General features: G+C 52.1%; 12 protein-coding genes and 1 pseudogene. 2 read left to right on the forward strand and 11 right to left on the reverse strand.

The genetic code is table 11. The features are described 5' to 3' along the window. Positions 1-2: 2 nt before the first annotated feature. The 3 genes from pseB to CPH80_RS11700 form a co-directional block, all read right to left on the reverse strand. Positions 3-1,001: a UDP-N-acetylglucosamine 4,6-dehydratase (inverting) gene (gene pseB / locus CPH80_RS11690; RefSeq protein ID WP_096277984.1), complete on the reverse strand. Its 999-nt coding sequence runs from the start codon at positions 999-1,001 to the stop codon at positions 3-5. Positions 1,002-1,011: 10 nt separating this feature from the next. Next, the gene (locus CPH80_RS11695) at positions 1,012-2,517 is read right to left on the reverse strand and encodes a hypothetical protein (RefSeq protein WP_157746892.1); all 1,506 of its coding nucleotides are present in this window, start codon (positions 2,515-2,517) and stop codon (positions 1,012-1,014) included. A 101-nt stretch (positions 2,518-2,618) separates the two neighbouring features. Further along, on the reverse strand, positions 2,619-3,509 hold the full coding sequence (locus CPH80_RS11700) for a glycosyltransferase (protein ID WP_096277988.1): 891 nt from the start codon (positions 3,507-3,509) through the stop codon (positions 2,619-2,621). Between the two features lie 206 nt (positions 3,510-3,715). On the opposite strand from CPH80_RS11700, the gene CPH80_RS11705 reads away from it, so the two are divergent. Continuing rightward, on the forward strand, positions 3,716-4,594 hold the full coding sequence (locus tag CPH80_RS11705; protein ID WP_096277990.1) for a lysophospholipid acyltransferase family protein: 879 nt from the start codon (positions 3,716-3,718) through the stop codon (positions 4,592-4,594). Here CPH80_RS11705 and CPH80_RS11710 read toward each other — a convergent pair whose 3' ends face one another. The 3 genes from CPH80_RS11710 to glnE form a co-directional block, all read right to left on the reverse strand. Next, positions 4,595-5,311, reverse strand: coding sequence for a 3-deoxy-D-manno-octulosonic acid kinase (locus tag CPH80_RS11710; protein ID WP_096277992.1), 717 nt, complete (start codon positions 5,309-5,311; stop codon positions 4,595-4,597). It lies immediately after the preceding gene. Positions 5,312-5,318: 7 nt separating this feature from the next. Then, the gene (locus CPH80_RS11715; RefSeq protein ID WP_096277994.1) at positions 5,319-6,242 is read right to left on the reverse strand and encodes a branched-chain amino acid transaminase; all 924 of its coding nucleotides are present in this window, start codon (positions 6,240-6,242) and stop codon (positions 5,319-5,321) included. Positions 6,243-6,321: 79 nt separating this feature from the next. Further along, positions 6,322-9,225: a bifunctional [glutamate--ammonia ligase]-adenylyl-L-tyrosine phosphorylase/[glutamate--ammonia-ligase] adenylyltransferase gene (gene glnE / locus CPH80_RS11720; RefSeq protein WP_096277996.1), complete on the reverse strand. Its 2,904-nt coding sequence runs from the start codon at positions 9,223-9,225 to the stop codon at positions 6,322-6,324. A 78-nt stretch (positions 9,226-9,303) separates the two neighbouring features. Between glnE and CPH80_RS11725 the strand changes: the two genes are divergently transcribed. Then, entirely contained in the window at positions 9,304-10,473 is a 1,170-nt protein-coding gene (locus CPH80_RS11725; protein WP_096277998.1) for a potassium channel protein, read from the forward strand. A 6-nt stretch (positions 10,474-10,479) separates the two neighbouring features. On the opposite strand, the gene CPH80_RS11730 is transcribed toward CPH80_RS11725, so the two are convergent. The 5 genes and pseudogenes from CPH80_RS11730 to typA all read right to left on the reverse strand — a co-directional run bounded on the left by CPH80_RS11730 (position 10,480) and on the right by typA (position 16,240). After that, a complete protein-coding gene (locus CPH80_RS11730; RefSeq protein WP_096278000.1) occupies positions 10,480-11,409 on the reverse strand; it encodes a CYTH domain-containing protein in 930 nt (309 codons plus the stop codon). A 102-nt stretch (positions 11,410-11,511) separates the two neighbouring features. After that, entirely contained in the window at positions 11,512-12,585 is a 1,074-nt protein-coding gene (locus CPH80_RS11735; protein ID WP_096278002.1) for a porin, read from the reverse strand. Positions 12,586-12,838: 253 nt separating this feature from the next. Continuing rightward, a pseudogene (locus CPH80_RS11740) lies at positions 12,839-13,232 on the reverse strand (D-aminoacyl-tRNA deacylase). A 96-nt stretch (positions 13,233-13,328) separates the two neighbouring features. After that, positions 13,329-14,291: a prolyl aminopeptidase gene (gene pip / locus CPH80_RS11745; RefSeq protein ID WP_096278004.1), complete on the reverse strand. Its 963-nt coding sequence runs from the start codon at positions 14,289-14,291 to the stop codon at positions 13,329-13,331. A gap of 137 nt (positions 14,292-14,428) precedes the next feature. After that, positions 14,429-16,240 carry a translational GTPase TypA gene (gene typA / locus CPH80_RS11750; RefSeq protein ID WP_096278006.1) on the reverse strand — a complete coding sequence of 604 codons (1,812 nt, stop codon included), beginning with the start codon at positions 16,238-16,240 and terminating at the stop codon, positions 14,429-14,431. Positions 16,241-16,326 lie beyond the last annotated feature (86 nt).

Consider the following 16,326-nt stretch of genomic DNA (forward strand, 5'->3'; position numbering starts at 1 on the left):
GATTAGATCTTACCAATTTTGCTGTAATTTCGACTGATCCACGCTTGAAGCTCTTCGCCTGACATCCACTCCGCATTGGTGTCGCTAGCGTATACGTAGCCTTCCGGTACCCGCTTACCATCTTTAATTCGATTTTCGCAGGTGCCCCAGTCATTAATGTTCGGCAAAATCTTGAAGTGCTCAGGGTACTCATAGGTGAAATAGGAATCTTCGGCTCCGATCATCTGCTCGTGCAGCTTCTCCCCCGGGCGAATACCAACCACTTCCTGCTTGGCCTCTGGCGCGACCACGCTGGCCAGATCTGCCATATTCATAGACGGAATCTTCTTGACGTAGATCTCTCCGCCCACCATATCTTCAAATGCGTGCCATACCAGCTCTACACCCTGCTCCAGGCTGATCATGAAGCGGGTCATTCTCGGATCGGTTATGGGGAGGACGCCTTTGTCTTTGATAGACATAAAAAACGGAATCACTGAACCACGGGAGCCCATAACATTGCCATAACGAACAACTGAAAATTTAGTCTGATGCCCCCCTGCGTATGAATTGCCAGCCACAAATAATTTATCAGAGGCTAGCTTGGTGGCACCGTACAGGTTGATTGGGCTGCTGGCCTTATCAGTAGAAAGTGCAACGACACCTTTGACACCCTTGTCAATGGCTGCATCAATAAGGTTCATGGCGCCGTGGATGTTGGTCTTTATGCATTCAAACGGATTGTACTCTGCAGTCGGCACGATCTTGGTTGCCGCCGCATGTACAACATAATCCACCCCATCCAGCGCACGATACAGCCGGTCTTTATCGCGCACATCACCGATGAAGAATCGCAGGCGGTCGTCTCCCTGGAACAGCTTGGCCATTTCCCACTGTTTCATTTCATCCCTGGAAAACACGATGATTTTCTTGGGGTTGTACTTTTCCAGCGTCATTGGGATGAACTTGTGACCAAAGGAGCCTGTGCCGCCAGTTATTAAAATAGTGGACTCAGAAATCATCTCAAACCTCTTAGGATGCATTAGTGTCTATCGAACGCTTTATATAATTGACCGTCCTCAGCACGTCTTCTCTTGATTGTTTTTTAAAGAGTCCGTGGATATCAGCCTTGATAGCATAATTTCCAAAATATTTACATAGGTCTGCTGACTCAACTGGACTCGCATTTGGGGCGTTCAAGCTGGAAACCAGCTTTGAACGCATGTTATCAAAGTCGAGCTTGTTGGCTTGCGGGAAATTCTGATACCAGGCTCCACCAAAATGAAAGCTGGTTTTCCTGTTAACTATAGCCTCCCACCCCGCCGTGCCAGTTATTGTAACGACACCTTCAGCATGCTTAATCAGTGAAATTGAAGGTACGGACATATCACATAACAAAACATTTGGCAGATGAGAAATTGCCTCCCAGCACCCTAAGTATCTTCCTTGCCCGCCATACAACATCTTAGCATATTGAGAGGGATGCTCTTTTACCACCAATTTGACACCATCAGGCAGGGCCTTGCTCAGCTCTCGAATCACATAGAACTGATCCGACGCCTCACCTCCTAAAGGAGTTGTCGTTAGCTCTGGCTGGTAATGAAGCGGAAAATATATAAACTTACACAAACTCTCAGGGACAAGCTTACTTGAAAAACTCGAGTACTCTCCTTTCAACTCTTTTTTCTTTCTATTTTGCATAACCTTAAGACGAGAGATATCAAAAACCCCAAGCTTACCTATTCGATAAAACCCTTCATAACATTTAATCGTTTTATATTTATTGCTCGCCGAAAACGCCAATTTTAAACTAACTCCAGGCTTTAAAAATTTAAATAAAGCGCCGAAAAAATGATAGGGAACAGAAGCATATTTATTAGATTCCAAAAACAGACGCAAAGATTTTTGCCTTTTTGACTGCGCTTTCATATACCAAGGCTGCTGGTGTTTTTCAAAAATAAACTTTTCAACAGACTCAAAGTATAAGTTATCAATTAAATTAGCGTTTTCCTCTACGAAATCGCTGCGAAGCGCCCCCCCACCCAGCTCTTCAGTAATATAATTCCACCCGACAACGGACGAAACATTAAACATTAAAACCTTAACGCCCTTACGCCTAGCGCATAAATAAAGAGGATAGTCATAAGGAAGATGAGGTGTATTAGAGAAAAAAACCAAATCAATATTAAAATTATCAAGCACGAAAGACCAATAAGCTAACTGCCGTTTAAAGAGATCGTCTCGCTCTGAAAAGGAAAAATAGCAACTACCATCTACTCTATCAAGAATCTTCAAATAATTATAATATTCAACCCTAGTAACCCAACTAAGGCTTAATGAATCAGCCTTTGCTTCCCACCCAGGTACACAACCCTGAAGCGAAAACGCTTCCCACACATCATGGAAGAAGCAGTTGGTTTTTTTTGACACTACCTTGTTAGAGCCAACCCAATACACTGGCTTAAACGCACTCCCTTTCAGTTGGTCAAAAACATCGAGCCAAAACTTATTCTTTGCTGCTGAGCACAAAACATTCATTAATTTAACGCCTTTAGGGCTGGACTCAAGCTCGAACCGCATGGATGTAGAAACAGTAACTCGGGAGCTAATCGCTGCTCAGAGAGTTGATTACCGGTCATTCAGTTATGCATCCGATCCCGCCTTCGCGACTGCCAAACCCGCAACCAGGTTCTAAGCCGGCTCCGGGTTTCATTCCCACTGTAACGCCCTTTCGCAACATGCCTGATTCTAAATACTCCAGGAATAGACACAGGCTCGCCCTGGCTACGCAGCAACCAGCGGAAGGCGCGATCTTCGTGGCACTTTGCAAAGCTCTCTACAGGCTGCTGATACAGCCGGATGTTTCGGCAGTATCCTACGGCTCTGCAAACATCTCCATGGGCAATCTGAAGTGGGCCGGTAGCCTTGGATATCCGTCGGGAGGTAAAAGATGTCGTGTCTATATCCAGTACTTGTGGCTCAGTAGAGCCCGCCTGGAGCATAGGGTTGTTTTCCGTCAGCAGATCGGTTGTTCGCTCAATTTCCGGAAACAACAGCGCATCTTGCCTCCCCTTTAAAACCTCAGCGAGAGCGTCTAGGCAATTGTCGCGAAGCATTAAGTCGCAATCTGTGAACCAGACCCAGTCGGCTTTCGTGGCCAGTGCTGCCCGGTTTCGGCCGATCGCGCGGCGAAAGAGCTGCTGCTTTGGCAGCGGCTGCCAGTTCCAGCTAACGCCAGGCACAACCTGCTCACTGAAAAAATCCAGCAGCGCTTTGGTTTTAGTATCTTCCGGGCTGTAGAAAACCGTCATGATCACATCAAGCTTTTTTGGAGGAAAAAGCACGACCGAACTGAGCTGGTACACAAGAAAATGAGAGTAGTTCCAGCAGTGGCTAACCACTTCAACCTTGAGGTGCCCCTTACGGGCTGCCCGATCACTTTCTAGCGGCAGATCCGGTTCAAACCATTGGGGCGGTATCCAGCCACCTGCAGCAAATCGAAAAAAAACCAATTGGATTAGATTCCACATAGTCGTTGCCTAGACCACTTCTGATGCTTGCGCCCGATTAAAGGATCAAATTTCCTTCCGGCGACGTTCCTGAAAGGCCAGAATTCTATCACGGAGCCCCCTCAAAAACAGAAAACCCCGCCACCAACACGGCAACTCTCAACTTGTGCGCGCCAAGGGACAATGGTACTTTTCTGCTTTGCTTCCTACTGATTGGATATTTTCTTGTGTCCGGCAAACTCATTAAACTGGCTTTTCGCTTACTTTCCCTACTCCGCTTGCGCCAGGCTCAGCGCCTAGGCAGATTTCTAGGCGGCATGGCCTGGAAGCTGGGCAGCCGTTCAGCGGAAACCACTCGCCAAAACCTGGGTGCTTGCTACCCGTACCTGTCCGATGCTCAGGTAGATAAGCTGGGCAGCCAAAGCCTCCGCGAAACGGGTGCGACAGCCTTGGAAATTCCCATCATGTGGGAGTGGCCGGTTGAACGCTGTCTTGGCCTGATAAAGGAGATTGAGGGAGAAGAGCTGCTTAACGACTACAAGGCTGACGGCAAAGGCTTGCTGCTGCTTGCACCGCATCTTGGGAACTGGGAACTGGCGGGGCTATTCTTTGCCTCACGCTATAAGATGGCAGCACTTTACAGCCCCCCTAACCGCCCAGAACTTGAAGACTACATCAAGAAAGTTCGGAGCCGCAGCGGCTCTGAACTTGTTGCCACAGACAGGCGAGGCATCATGCGCCTCTTGGCTATTCTGCGCGGGGGCGGTGTCGTTGGTGTACTGCCCGATCAAACCCCGCGACAGGAAGGTGGCGAGTTTGCGCCGTTTTTTGGTATCCCTACGGCTACTATGACGCTCGCCTCGAAGCTGATCCATAAAACCGGTGCCCACCCGCTGATTACCTTTGCACAGCGACTGCCCGGGGGCGAAGGTTTCAAAATTGTAATACGCCGAGCAGAAGCGGGCATGGCATCAACGGATATGTCGAAATCGCTTAGCGCACTGAACCGTTCAGTTGAAAGCTGCATTGAACTGGCGCCGGAGCAGTATCAGTGGGAGTACAAGCGCTTTCGCCGAACCGCCCCTGGCGAAACATCGGTATACTGATCAGCCACCAAGGTAGCCTGCAAGAAAGTCCTGCCAGAGCTGCGTTCGCTCCTCAGCACCCAGCTGCTCAAGACACTTCTTCACCGAACGTTCAAGCCGACTGATATTTTTCGCCTTCCAGCCGTCGGCGGCCTGCTCGGGCATCATGCGTCCTCGATCAAAATCAATCAGGTACACCTGGTCTGCAACCAGTATGTTCATGCAGTTCAAATCAGCGTGAAATACACCGGCATTGTGAAAGCGGCGCACACAAGCGCCCGCCGCATGCCATGTCTCACCACTGGAGACATCTCTTACACATTCAGAGAGCGGCACTGCATCGGGGATTCGGCGAATAATCAGTGATGCATGGTAAAGCAGAGGCCCGCGCAAACAATAGCCGGCGGCGATAGGCTCGGGTACCGGCAAACCCTTCTTGAGGAGCTTGTTCAACAACCGGAATTCAGCGAGCGACCGAACAGCATCCGTATGGGTGAATACGTAAGCTCGTCGGATATAGCGCCCAGGCAATCCTCCGCGGCAAAAGTGCCGCAAAACAAGTTCGCCACAAGGTGCATGAACAAACCAAGCGGCGCCTCGACCACCTTTGGTGACGATAACCGCTTGTTCACCCCAGAATACCGGGTCAAACCAGGCTTCCTGGAAGCTCTCTCTGACGGCATGGGACACAAGATAACCGCCAGTGTCGCCAATGTGTTTGGTATAGTTTGTCCCCACAGGGGCATTACCGCACGTGCGTCAGCCAGTCACTATGCTGCGGGAGCTTCCCTTGCACCGCATCAAAATACATAGCCTGTAGCTTCTCGGTAACCGGGCCACGCTTGCCCGCGCCGATAGTGCGGCCGTCTAGCTCTCGGATTGGCAGCACTTCTGCCGCGGTACCTGTGAAAAATGCCTCATCAGCAACGTACACTTCATCACGAGTAATGCGGCGCTCTTTAACAGGAATATTTAGGTCGGCGGCGAAATCCAGAATGGTCTGGCGGGTAATGCCTTCCAGGCAGGAGGTCAGCTCTGGCGTATGCAGAACACCGTTGCGCATAATGAAGACGTTCTCGCCGGAGCCTTCAGCTACATAACCTTCGTTATCCAGCAGCAACGCCTCCTCACAACCACTTGCAATGGCTTCGTTCAGTGCCAGCATGGAGTTGATGTAGTTGCCGTTCGCCTTGGCCTTACACATGGTGATGTTCACGTGGTGACGGGTAAAAGAAGAGGTGCGCACCTTGATGCCCAGTTCCTTGGCTTCTGGCGACATGTAAGAAGGCCAGCTCCAAGCGGCGACCATTACGTGCACTTTTAAGTTTTCGGCGCGCAGACCCATTCCTTCGGAGCCCAGAAAAGCCATCGGGCGTATGTAGGCTTCGTCCAGATTGTTGTCACGGACAGCCGCACACTGAGCATCGTTAAGCTCTTCTTTGCTGAACGGCATTTTCATATTCAAAATGTGGGCAGACCGGAACAGGCGATCTGTATGGTCTTTCAGGCGAAAAATAGCCGGGCCGTTCGCAGTGTTGTAGGCGCGCACTCCTTCAAAACAGCCCATGCCGTAATGCAGGGTGTGGGTCAGGACGTGAGTTTTGGCTTCCCGCCAGGGAACCATTTCACCATCCATCCAGATAACGCCATCGCGATCGGCCATCGACATGCTTCGTTGCTCCTAAAAAAGCGGTTTTCGGGGATACAGTATTCTAGCAGGAAATTTTGACGGAACGACACCCGGCCCGCTATCCCACCATGATTTTCTGCCAGGCAGACCGGATACAACGCCGCTCGTTCAAAAACGCATCCCCTGACACCTGGCTGTTAAGATTTTGCAGAGCCCGACGATGAATGCTTGAGCGCAACGCAATGTAGGCTTCGCGCAGCTGCTCAGCTTCTTCTACCGGCAACACCCCAGCCCGGCCCAGTTCTTCCATTTGCCGGATATTATCAGACCACCCAGTCAATTCTGGGTGCGACTCACTCCATGCCAACATGAGGTACTGCACCATAAACTCCATATCCACAATGCCGCCTGCGTCATGCTTAATGTGGAAGGTGTCCTCGCGCCGGCTTTCTGGTGTGCCAAGATTTGCCCTCATTTTTTCGCGCATCTCTACCACTTCTTGACGCAACGCTTCTTTGTCACGCTTTTGGCACAGTATGTTGTGTCGGACAGCTTCAAAGGCGGCAAGTGCTTCAGAGTTCCCGGCAACCCCTCTAGCCCTTGCCAGAGCCTGATGCTCCCATATCCAGGCGTCATTGCGCTGATATTTTTCAAAAGCTTGTAGCGTGCTCACCAGCAATCCGGAATTACCCGACGGCCGCAATCGCATGTCGACCTCATACAACTGGCCAGATGGCGTCTGGGCATTGAGTATGTGAACAATTCGTTGCCCTAAACGGGTGTAAAAAACCGCGTTGTCAATTGGCTTTTCGCCATCGGTCGCCAGCTCCGAATCCGCCGTATGAACAAACACCAGATCAAGGTCCGAAGTGTAGCCAAGCTCAATGCCACCGAGCTTTCCATAACCGACAACCGCAAAATCTGTTTCGTTAGTAGCGCCGCCAGCACGACCCGGATAACCATGGCGGGCAACCAGGTTGGAAAACGCGACATCGACAACGTGATCAAGAACAACCTCAGCAATCCAGGTTAGATAATCACTCACCTTCATCAGCGACAAGGTGCCCTTCAGCTCGGACGCAGCAACGCGAAGCGTATGAGCTTTTTTAAAATGCCGCAGCGATTCCATCTGATTTTCCAAGTCGTCGTAGGAAATTCGCAGCATTTGCTGGCGCAAATCATCCTGCAATTCGTCTCTTGCGGGCGGGTGGTACAGGCTCTCAGCGTTCAGTAGTTCATCCAGCAGCAGCGGGGTTTCTGCCAGCTGTCGCGCAATCCAGGGGCTCTCACTACACAGGTTGACCAACTGAGTACGAGCCCCCGGATTTTCCAGAAGCAGCATCACATAAGCGGTTCGGCGTAAAATAGCTTCAACCAATAGAAGAACACGAGACAAGGTTTCTGAGGGATTCGCTACCTCGGTCAACGCCTCAAGCAATACCGGCATGAACTGGTTCAGCCGTTTACGACCCTGGGTCTGCATGGTTTGAACCGTGCGACTGTCGCGCAGGCTGCTAAGCAGGCTCAAACTGCCGGCCGGATCTTCGTAGCCGTGTTTTTCAAGCCATTGCGTGTCTGAGGCCTCATCAACCTCCGCTAACCAGAGCTCAAACCAACCCTCATCAAGGGCAGATTGCGCGCTCTCTTCGCTCTCTTCTGTGGCAATGATATTAGCAAAGTGGGTGGCCACGTTTTCCCGGTGTTGCGCCAGAGTTTTCTGGCAATCCTGCCAGCCTTCAAAGCCCATGATCAACGCAACCCGCGCTCGCGAAAGCTCGTCTTCGGGTAGCAGCTGGGTTTGTTTGTCTTCCATGCCTTGTAGAGCGTGCTCTAGGTTGCGGAGAAAAACATAAGCCTCGCGAAGCTCTTTAATCACTGGCGAAGGCAAAAGCTCAAGGGCCTCAAACTCATTCAGGATGACCAACAGTTCGCGCTGCTGCAACTCCCTGTCGCGACCGCCGCGAATAAGCTGGAATGCCTGAACCACAAACTCAATTTCCCGAATACCACCGCTGCCGAGCTTGATGTTGTTCTCCAGCCCTTTCCTGCGAACTTCGCGGCTGATCATCGCCTTCATAGTACGCAAAGACTCGAATGCGCTGAAATCTATGTATCTGCGATACACAAACGGCCTGAGGCTTTCCATAAGAACTTGCCCTGCCTCGGGGTCTCCAGCCACTATCCGGGACTTCACCATGGCGTAACGTTCCCAGTCCCGGCCCTGGTCCTGATAATAGGTTTCCAGCGCAGCAAAACTCAGCGCAAGGGCACCACTTTGCCCATAAGGGCGCAGGCGCATATCCACACGAAACACAAATCCATCGGCGGTAATCTGATCCAAGGCTTGAATCAAGCGCTGGCCTAACCGGATGAAAAATTGCTGGTTATCAAGGGAGCGTCGACCGCCCCGGGTTTCACCTTTTCCGGGAAACGCGAAAATCAGATCAATATCCGACGATACGTTCAGCTCGCGGCCGCCCAGCTTTCCCATACCTATAACAATCAAGGATTGCGGTGCCTCCACACCTGATACTGGGTCGACCCCCCAAGGCGTGCCGTACTGCTCGCAGGCCGCTTGATGCAGCCAGTCGAGCGCAGCCTGAATACACACCTCTGCAAACGCGCTAGTGGCTGTTATGGTTTCCGGAAGGTCTGCCCAGCGCATCACATCCCGCCAGATAATGCGGAACTGCGTTTCCCGACGAAAACGGCGCAACGCAGCATGCAGGCCGGGCTCGTCAGTCACCTCCACAAGATACTCATTCCAGCGCGTCTGGAGATAATCTGGGGTGGTTGGCTCGCTCAGCACGCGCGACTCCAGAAGAGTTTGCACCTGCTCCGGGTGCCGCTCAAGCGTCTGGCGCAGAAACAGGCTTCGGGCCACGGCCTGAGCAACCACTTCGGCCGAGATTCTGGCATCTTTCAGCAGCCAGCCAGGCAAACCTTCCGGAAAAACCGACGACCAACTGGCAGCGACATCGCCTGCCAGCGACAACGGAAGGCAACTCCATGGTTCAGACATAATGCAAACCCCTGTCTCTCTGTTATATTTCCGTTACTGTATAACGAACTTACCCGAGACTGAACAGGCTAATACCGGATGCTAAGAAACCGCTTTCCCCTTAACGCCGAACATGAGAAAAGCCACGTACCCATGGGCGGACTCATCCGGAAGCGGGTGAAGCGTCTGTTCATGATTCTGATCGCGCTGCTGGCCACCCAGATACTGATTATCTGGGCGGTTGAAGACCTGTCTCTGTTCGAGTCACTGTGGATGACAATGACCACCATCGCCACGGTAGGCTACGGCGATTACGCTCCCGTCACCTACATCGGCCGGATCAGCACCATCCTGCTCATGTTCGTTGGCGCCATCACGCTGCTGACTCTGATTGTCAGCGATTTTATCGAGTACCGGTTCTACCGCCGGGAACGAATTCTAACCGGACGCTGGATCTATAAAATGAACAACCACATTGTCATTATTAATACCCCGAAGCACGGCGGCCTGACGTACTTCATGCGTTTTGCCACGCAAATCCGTTCTGTACAGGGCTACGAAACCATTCCCATCATGATACTCACGCGCGAGTTTCCAGATGGCCTTCCAGCCGAGCTATCTGACCTCGGCATCGTGCATTTCCATGGATCCGGGTTCGATCCAGACGCGCTGAAGGCGGTACATGCGGGAAGTACACGGCATATTGTTGTGCTGGCCGCCGACGAAACTGACCCGCACTCAGACAGTCTAACGTTCGACATATCTCATCGCCTCAGCGAGCTTAACCTTGGCCAGAAAACCACTGTGGAGTGTGTTACGGATGCGAACCGTAGCCGCTTTAAAGAACTGGGTGTACGATCGATTATTCGCCCAGTTCGCACCTATCCGGAAATTATGGTGCGCTCCGTGGTTGCCCCGGGGTCGGAAAAAGTGCTGGAAGACATGTTCAATTACGAGCAGGATCACCCGCACCGCTACGATCTGGAGCTTGACGGACTCAACTGGGCTGATATTGTCAGCGCACTGATTCGCCACGGCATTGGTACTGCGTTGGCGTATATAAATGCTAGCGACGAGGTTATCTGCTACCCGCCCGTGACCGATGAAATCGAGGGGAAAGGGCTTATCGTGCTGGTCAAATCAAACGATCCGCCGGATCTTGAGGTTATAAAAGACGCACTGAACCGCTATCGCATTTTTCTGGATAAATGGAGAGACCTGCAGGACGAGGCCAACATAGCCGACTCTTCAGCGCCCACTGCTCACTGAGCAAATTTACCAGGCATTGTCTATGGAATCCGTGCTTTTCCAGCCGGAAGACTGCTTTTCTCGGTTAGCCAGCAGGCCAAGCTGGCATTGACCAAGCTCTGGCTCGCCGAGCAACTCGCTGGGGGCTTCACCATTAGCCAAGCGCTCAAGCAGCGCAGAAAACGTTTGCCCTAATCCGCTGGCTTCAGCGTAAGTGCCGAGCAACTGGAGATCTAAGCCTTCAAAGGATACAGCCTTCTGCTCCAGCCATGCATTGCTGAGCTGCTGCAAAAGCCGATCAAGGTCATCGTGCTCGCTGGCATTAGCACCTAGATGTTCTGTAACCACCGCCCCTGTTTTATGTATTCCCGCAAGGTGGTAACCCTGCTCTGCTTTGCTGATCAGGTTCAGAAAAACCGGGCATGTTTGTGCCAACCTTTTTGCCCAAACAAGCAGTCGGCTGGGGTCACCGGATACCAGCTCAAACTCCACTTCGTGGAGTGGTTTAGTATGGGGGCTGGCTATAACCACACCGTCGTCCACTGCACACTCGATCACGGCCTCGCCATCGTCCAGCATGACGACCTGGCGGGTAAAATTAGTTTCGAAAACGGGTGCAAGCCGGGCCAAGTTTATTCGGTCTCCCAGCGGCGTATCTGCCAGCAAGCCCAGTGACAGCGAAGGCCCCGGGAGCGGCCATTCCCATTCTTCACGACGATGCGCACCATTAACAAACTCACCACGGGTTTTGAGGGTCTGTATATACCGGTCTCCGGCCTGGCGCACACGCAGGGCAGCTTGCTGATGATTAAGCTCTGCATCAGGTGTGTCGTAGTAGCTGTTCACCAGGGATTTCTTGTCGCCTTTTGTCGCCTCGGGCTGAGCCTGCAACCAACTCAGCGCTTTTATTAAACCGCCCGGCTCAAGGCTCAGTTTTATTTCCAGCTCTTCAGCCATTCCTCACGCACCTTTAAATTCTGAGAACCCAAAAACACAAAAACCGGCGACCCTGAGGTCACCGGTTTTCAATACTAACTCACTAATTAGCTGGTTAGCTGATCAGAAGTAGTAAACACCACCCACGTTGATCTGGTTGATTTCTTCGTCAGCAGTGCCGTTGTCGTTGTTGCGCTGAGCCAGCTCTGTGTAAACGTAAAGGTGGTCAGATACGTTGTGCAGGGCCTGCAGCGTGATCACGTCAACGTCAAGGTCGCTGGTATCCGCTGACGCCATTTCGTAAGCGGCACGGAAAGTGTTGGCACCCATGCTGTAGGTTGCCATCACACCGAACTGATCACGACCCTCCTCACCTTCGAGAGAGAACTTTTGGTCGTCACTGCCGCCTGTACCATCACCGTCTACGAAGCCGTCTACGCCCTTACGTGTGTCGTAATAAGCGTCCAGCACCAGACTGCCAAGGGCGTATTCAGCCGAAAGACCATAACTGTTTTCGTTGCTGGTGTCGGCCGCGCCGTCGTTGGAGTCCATGACAAAAGACAGTGTCAGTGCGTCCACGCTGTAGCTGGCAGCCAGCTGATATGGGCGCTTCTCATCGCCACCGGGGTAACTAGCATCGCTTGCACCTTGGATCTGAACGCCTGCGTGCAGTGTCAGACCACCGAAGCTCGGCGAGGCGTACTGAAGCATGTCACCTTCACCAGTGGTGTAGCTGGCGTAAGGGTTAAGGCCGGCATACTCAAAGACCCAGTTACCGTAGTCACCCAGAAGTGATTCGTACTGGGTATCGTCTGAACCGATCCAAACCTGACCGAAGCTGTCGCCACGAACACCAATGTATGCTTCGTCCATGTCGACTAAGCCGTTATCCGGGCCTTTTTCGTCTGCTGCACGGACTTCCAGCTCGACCCTCATGAAGCCTTCAATGCCAGGAGCAATTTGATGGTCGTGCGTAAAACCAAGAGTGGTGCCGTTATCGGCGTGTTGACCGCCACTACCGTTGACGTCGGAGTCAGAATAAGTATAAACATACTGAATGTTGCCGTAAAAATTCGGCATAGCATCCATTTTTTCGGTAAGGTGCAAGATCGACATGGCGGGTTCAGGCATCTCTGCTGCGACTGCGCCTGAGAATGAGATAGCAGCAATAGCGGATGCAATGAGTGTTTTTTTCATGTTGTATGTCCTTTTGCGAGTTATGTCAGGTTTTAACAACGGGTTAATCCCGATTTTTTTAGGGCGCCCCAGGTCAACTGGATGGCTCCGACTTTAGGGTTGCAACATGTCAACTCTATGACATTACAGCAACTTTTTTTGTTATTGAGGCCTGCACCTAGCCAGGTCTTTATAGTTCAGTGACTTACAGCGCCATCTTAAAGCACTGCCTGATGACTCTGTTTTAGTACAACAGCGTCTGTTTTGCAAATATTTAATGTCGAATTTTAAGTCTGCTTGGCACCAGAAGCATAAAGGTTACCGGCCCATCATTAATCAGGTTCACTTTCATGTCTACGCCAAAACACCCTTCTTTAACCCTTCCTACACCCACGCTCATGCGTGCATGGTCAATAAATTGGGTATAGAGGCTGTTTGCCGCTTCCGGGGAAGCGGCACAAGAGAAGCCAGGGCGAGTACCAGAGGAGGTATCGGCTGCAAGTGTAAACTGGGGAACAACCAGTAGGGCACCTCCTGTATCGAGCACACTTCGGTTCATCTCCGCGCTCCACACCCAGAAACAAAAGGATGCCGGTATCTATCCGCGATATTTCGCGCCCATCCACTTCGACGCTCGCTTTTGTTACCCGCTGGATAAGCCCTTTCATCCGCTTCTCTGGAAATCCCGATCACATGAGGATTAAAAACAGGTAAGAGTGTATCCATGCACACGGATTCCCGCAACCCTCTGAAGGCATAAGATATCAGCCCGCATTTTTGCTCGTTTTAGCCATCACTTCATCAACGCCGCGCATGAGCGCATCCACGATGGCTGGCTCAGAAGCAGAATGCCCGGCGTCGCGAATAATGCGTAAATCTGCTTCGGGCCATGCCCTGCTGAGAGCCAGTGCATTATCCAGCGGGCAAACCATATCGTAACGCCCGTGAACAATAATGCCGGGTATGTCTCGGAGCTTATGGGCATCCCTAACAATCTGATTGTTTTCAAGAAACGCGGAATTCATAAAGTAATGGCACTCGATTCGCGCCAACGCAATCGCAACATGAGGATGACTAAAATGAGCAACAACCCGGGGGTTCGGGTGCAGCGTTGCGCAACGCCCCTCCCAAACCGACCAGGCTTTTGCCGCCTGAATCTGTTCCAGCTCGTTGCTGCTGGTTAGCCTACGATAGTAAGCGCTTACCATGTCCCCACGCTCACTCTCGGGAATCTGCGCCTCAAACTCTTGCCAGTAATCTGGGAATACTCGGCTTGCGCCGTCCTGATAAAACCAGGAAATATCCCGCGGGCGGCACAGAAAAATACCCCGAAGCACAAGCCCCAGCACCCGCTCAGTATGCGTCTGCGCGTATACCAAACTGAGGGTCGACCCCCAGCTCCCGCCGAATATCAGCCAGCGATCGATACCCAGAAACACGCGGATGGTTTCCATATCCTGAACCAGCTTGTCGGTGCTGTTGCCCGCCAGCTCGGCCAGGGGCGTTGAACGGCCAGCGCCGCGCTGATCCATCAGGATGATCCGGAAACGCTCTGCATCAAAGAAACGACGATGATAGTCCTCGCATCCCCCACCAGGGCCGCCATGCACGAAAAGAACTGGAATACCCTCAGGGTTGCCACTTTCCTCAACGTAAAGTTCATGGGGCGCGTCCACCGCCAGCTTATGGTTGGCGTAGGGTTTGATATCTGGGTACAAGGTGAGCATAGGCCACTCCGATGATCAGGTGAAATTCCATAACATTGTAGCGGAGTTACCTAAACAGTGAACCGCCTTTAAAGAAAGCGAAGACCAAAAAAAGGCCGGGGCTGTTACCAGCGCCGGCCTGATTCAAAGCGGGAACATTACTTCTTGTTCGCGCGCTTACGATCGTTCTCGGTAAGGTGCTTCTTGCGCAAACGAATGGACTTAGGCGTTACTTCCACCAGTTCCTCGTCGTCAATAAATTCCAGCGCCTGCTCCAAAGTGAACTTGATCGGCGGCACAAGAGGAATGACTTCATCCTTGCCAGAGGCACGCATGTTGTCGAGCTTCTTGCCCTTGGTGGGGTTGATCACCATATCGTTTTCACGGCTATGAATACCACAAAGTTGCCCTTCGTAGATTTCCTGACCGGGATCGAGGAAGAGCTTGCCACGGCTCTGGAGAGTTTCCAAAGAGTAGGTCAAGGCTGTGCCTGTTGCCATGGATATCAGTACGCCGTTCTGGCGGCTGGTCACATCACCACCTTTAATGGGCCCGTAATGGCTGAAGGTTGAGGTGAGAATGCCTGTGCCAGATGTCATGGTCAGGAAGGTATTGCGGAAGCCAATCAGGCCGCGCGCAGGGATGGTGTATTCAAGGCGCATGCGGCCCTTGCCATCCGGAACCATGTTGGTCAGATCGCCCTTACGCACCCCCATCTGCTCCATCAAAGCGCCCTGATGCTGCTCTTCAATGTCGACAATAACGTCTTCGTATGGCTCTTGCTTCTCGCCATCCACTTCCCTGATAACCACTTCCGGGCGACCTACCGCCAGCTCGAAGTTTTCACGGCGCATGTTTTCAATCAGAACCGACAGGTGCAGCTCACCACGACCAGACACCTTGAACTTGTCCATGGAATCGCCGTCTTCAACCCGCAGGGCCACGTTGTACAGCAGTTCTTTTTCCAATCGCTCTTTAATGTTCCGGCTAGTTATGAACTTGCCTTCCCTGCCACAGAACGGTGAGTCGTTAACCTGGAAGGTCATGGATACCGTGGGCTCATCTACCGTAAGCGGTGGCAGGGCCTCTACGTTATTTATGTCGCACAGGGTATCTGAGATGTGCAGCTTATCCAGGCCGCTTACACAAATGATGTCACCAGCCTGAGCTTCCTCGACTTCTACACGCTGCAAGCCGGAGTGGCCCATAATCTTGAGAATCCGGCCCTGGCGCTTTTTACCATCGGCGCCAACGGCAATCACCGGCGAGTTGGCTTTGATCTTGCCGCGGGCGATGCGGCCAATACCAATTACACCAAGAAAGCTGCTGTAATCGAGCTGGGATATTTGCATCTGGAAGGGGCCTTCCCGGTCAACGGACGGCGCAGGCACGTGGTCCACGATGGCCTGGAAAACGGCATCCATATTGTCGGCAAGGTTTTCGTGCTCAAGACCGGCGACGCCATTCAGGGCACTGGCGTAGACAATCGGGAAGTCCAGCTGGTCGTCGGTAGCACCGAGGCTGTCAAACAGATCGAAAACTTGCTCCACAACCCAGTCTGGGCGTGCACTCGGGCGGTCAATCTTGTTCACTACCACAATTGGGCGTAGGCCGGCCGCGAAGGCTTTCTGGGTTACAAAGCGAGTCTGTGGCATGGGGCCGTCGATGGAATCAACCACCAACAGCACACAGTCAACCATGCTCATTACCCGCTCCACTTCGCCGCCAAAATCTGCGTGGCCCGGGGTGTCTACGATATTAATATCGTAGCCGTGCCATTTAAGAGCGGTGTTTTTGGCAAGGATGGTAATGCCCCGCTCTTTTTCCTGGTCGTTGGAGTCCATGACACGCTCGTTCTCGAGCTCTTTGCGATCCAACGTGCCAGATAGACGCAGTAGCTTGTCTACGAGGGTGGTCTTACCATGGTCAACGTGGGCAATAATGGCGATATTACGAAGTTTTTCAATCACAAAATTATTCCTGCGGAATGCACTCAATGACCTGAGAAAGCCGTTCAGGGGCAACCCTGCACACGCCAACCCAAATCTGTAAAATG

The sequence above is a fragment of the Marinobacter sp. LV10R510-11A genome, assembly GCF_900215155.1.
Taxonomy (GTDB): domain Bacteria; phylum Pseudomonadota; class Gammaproteobacteria; order Pseudomonadales; family Oleiphilaceae; genus Marinobacter.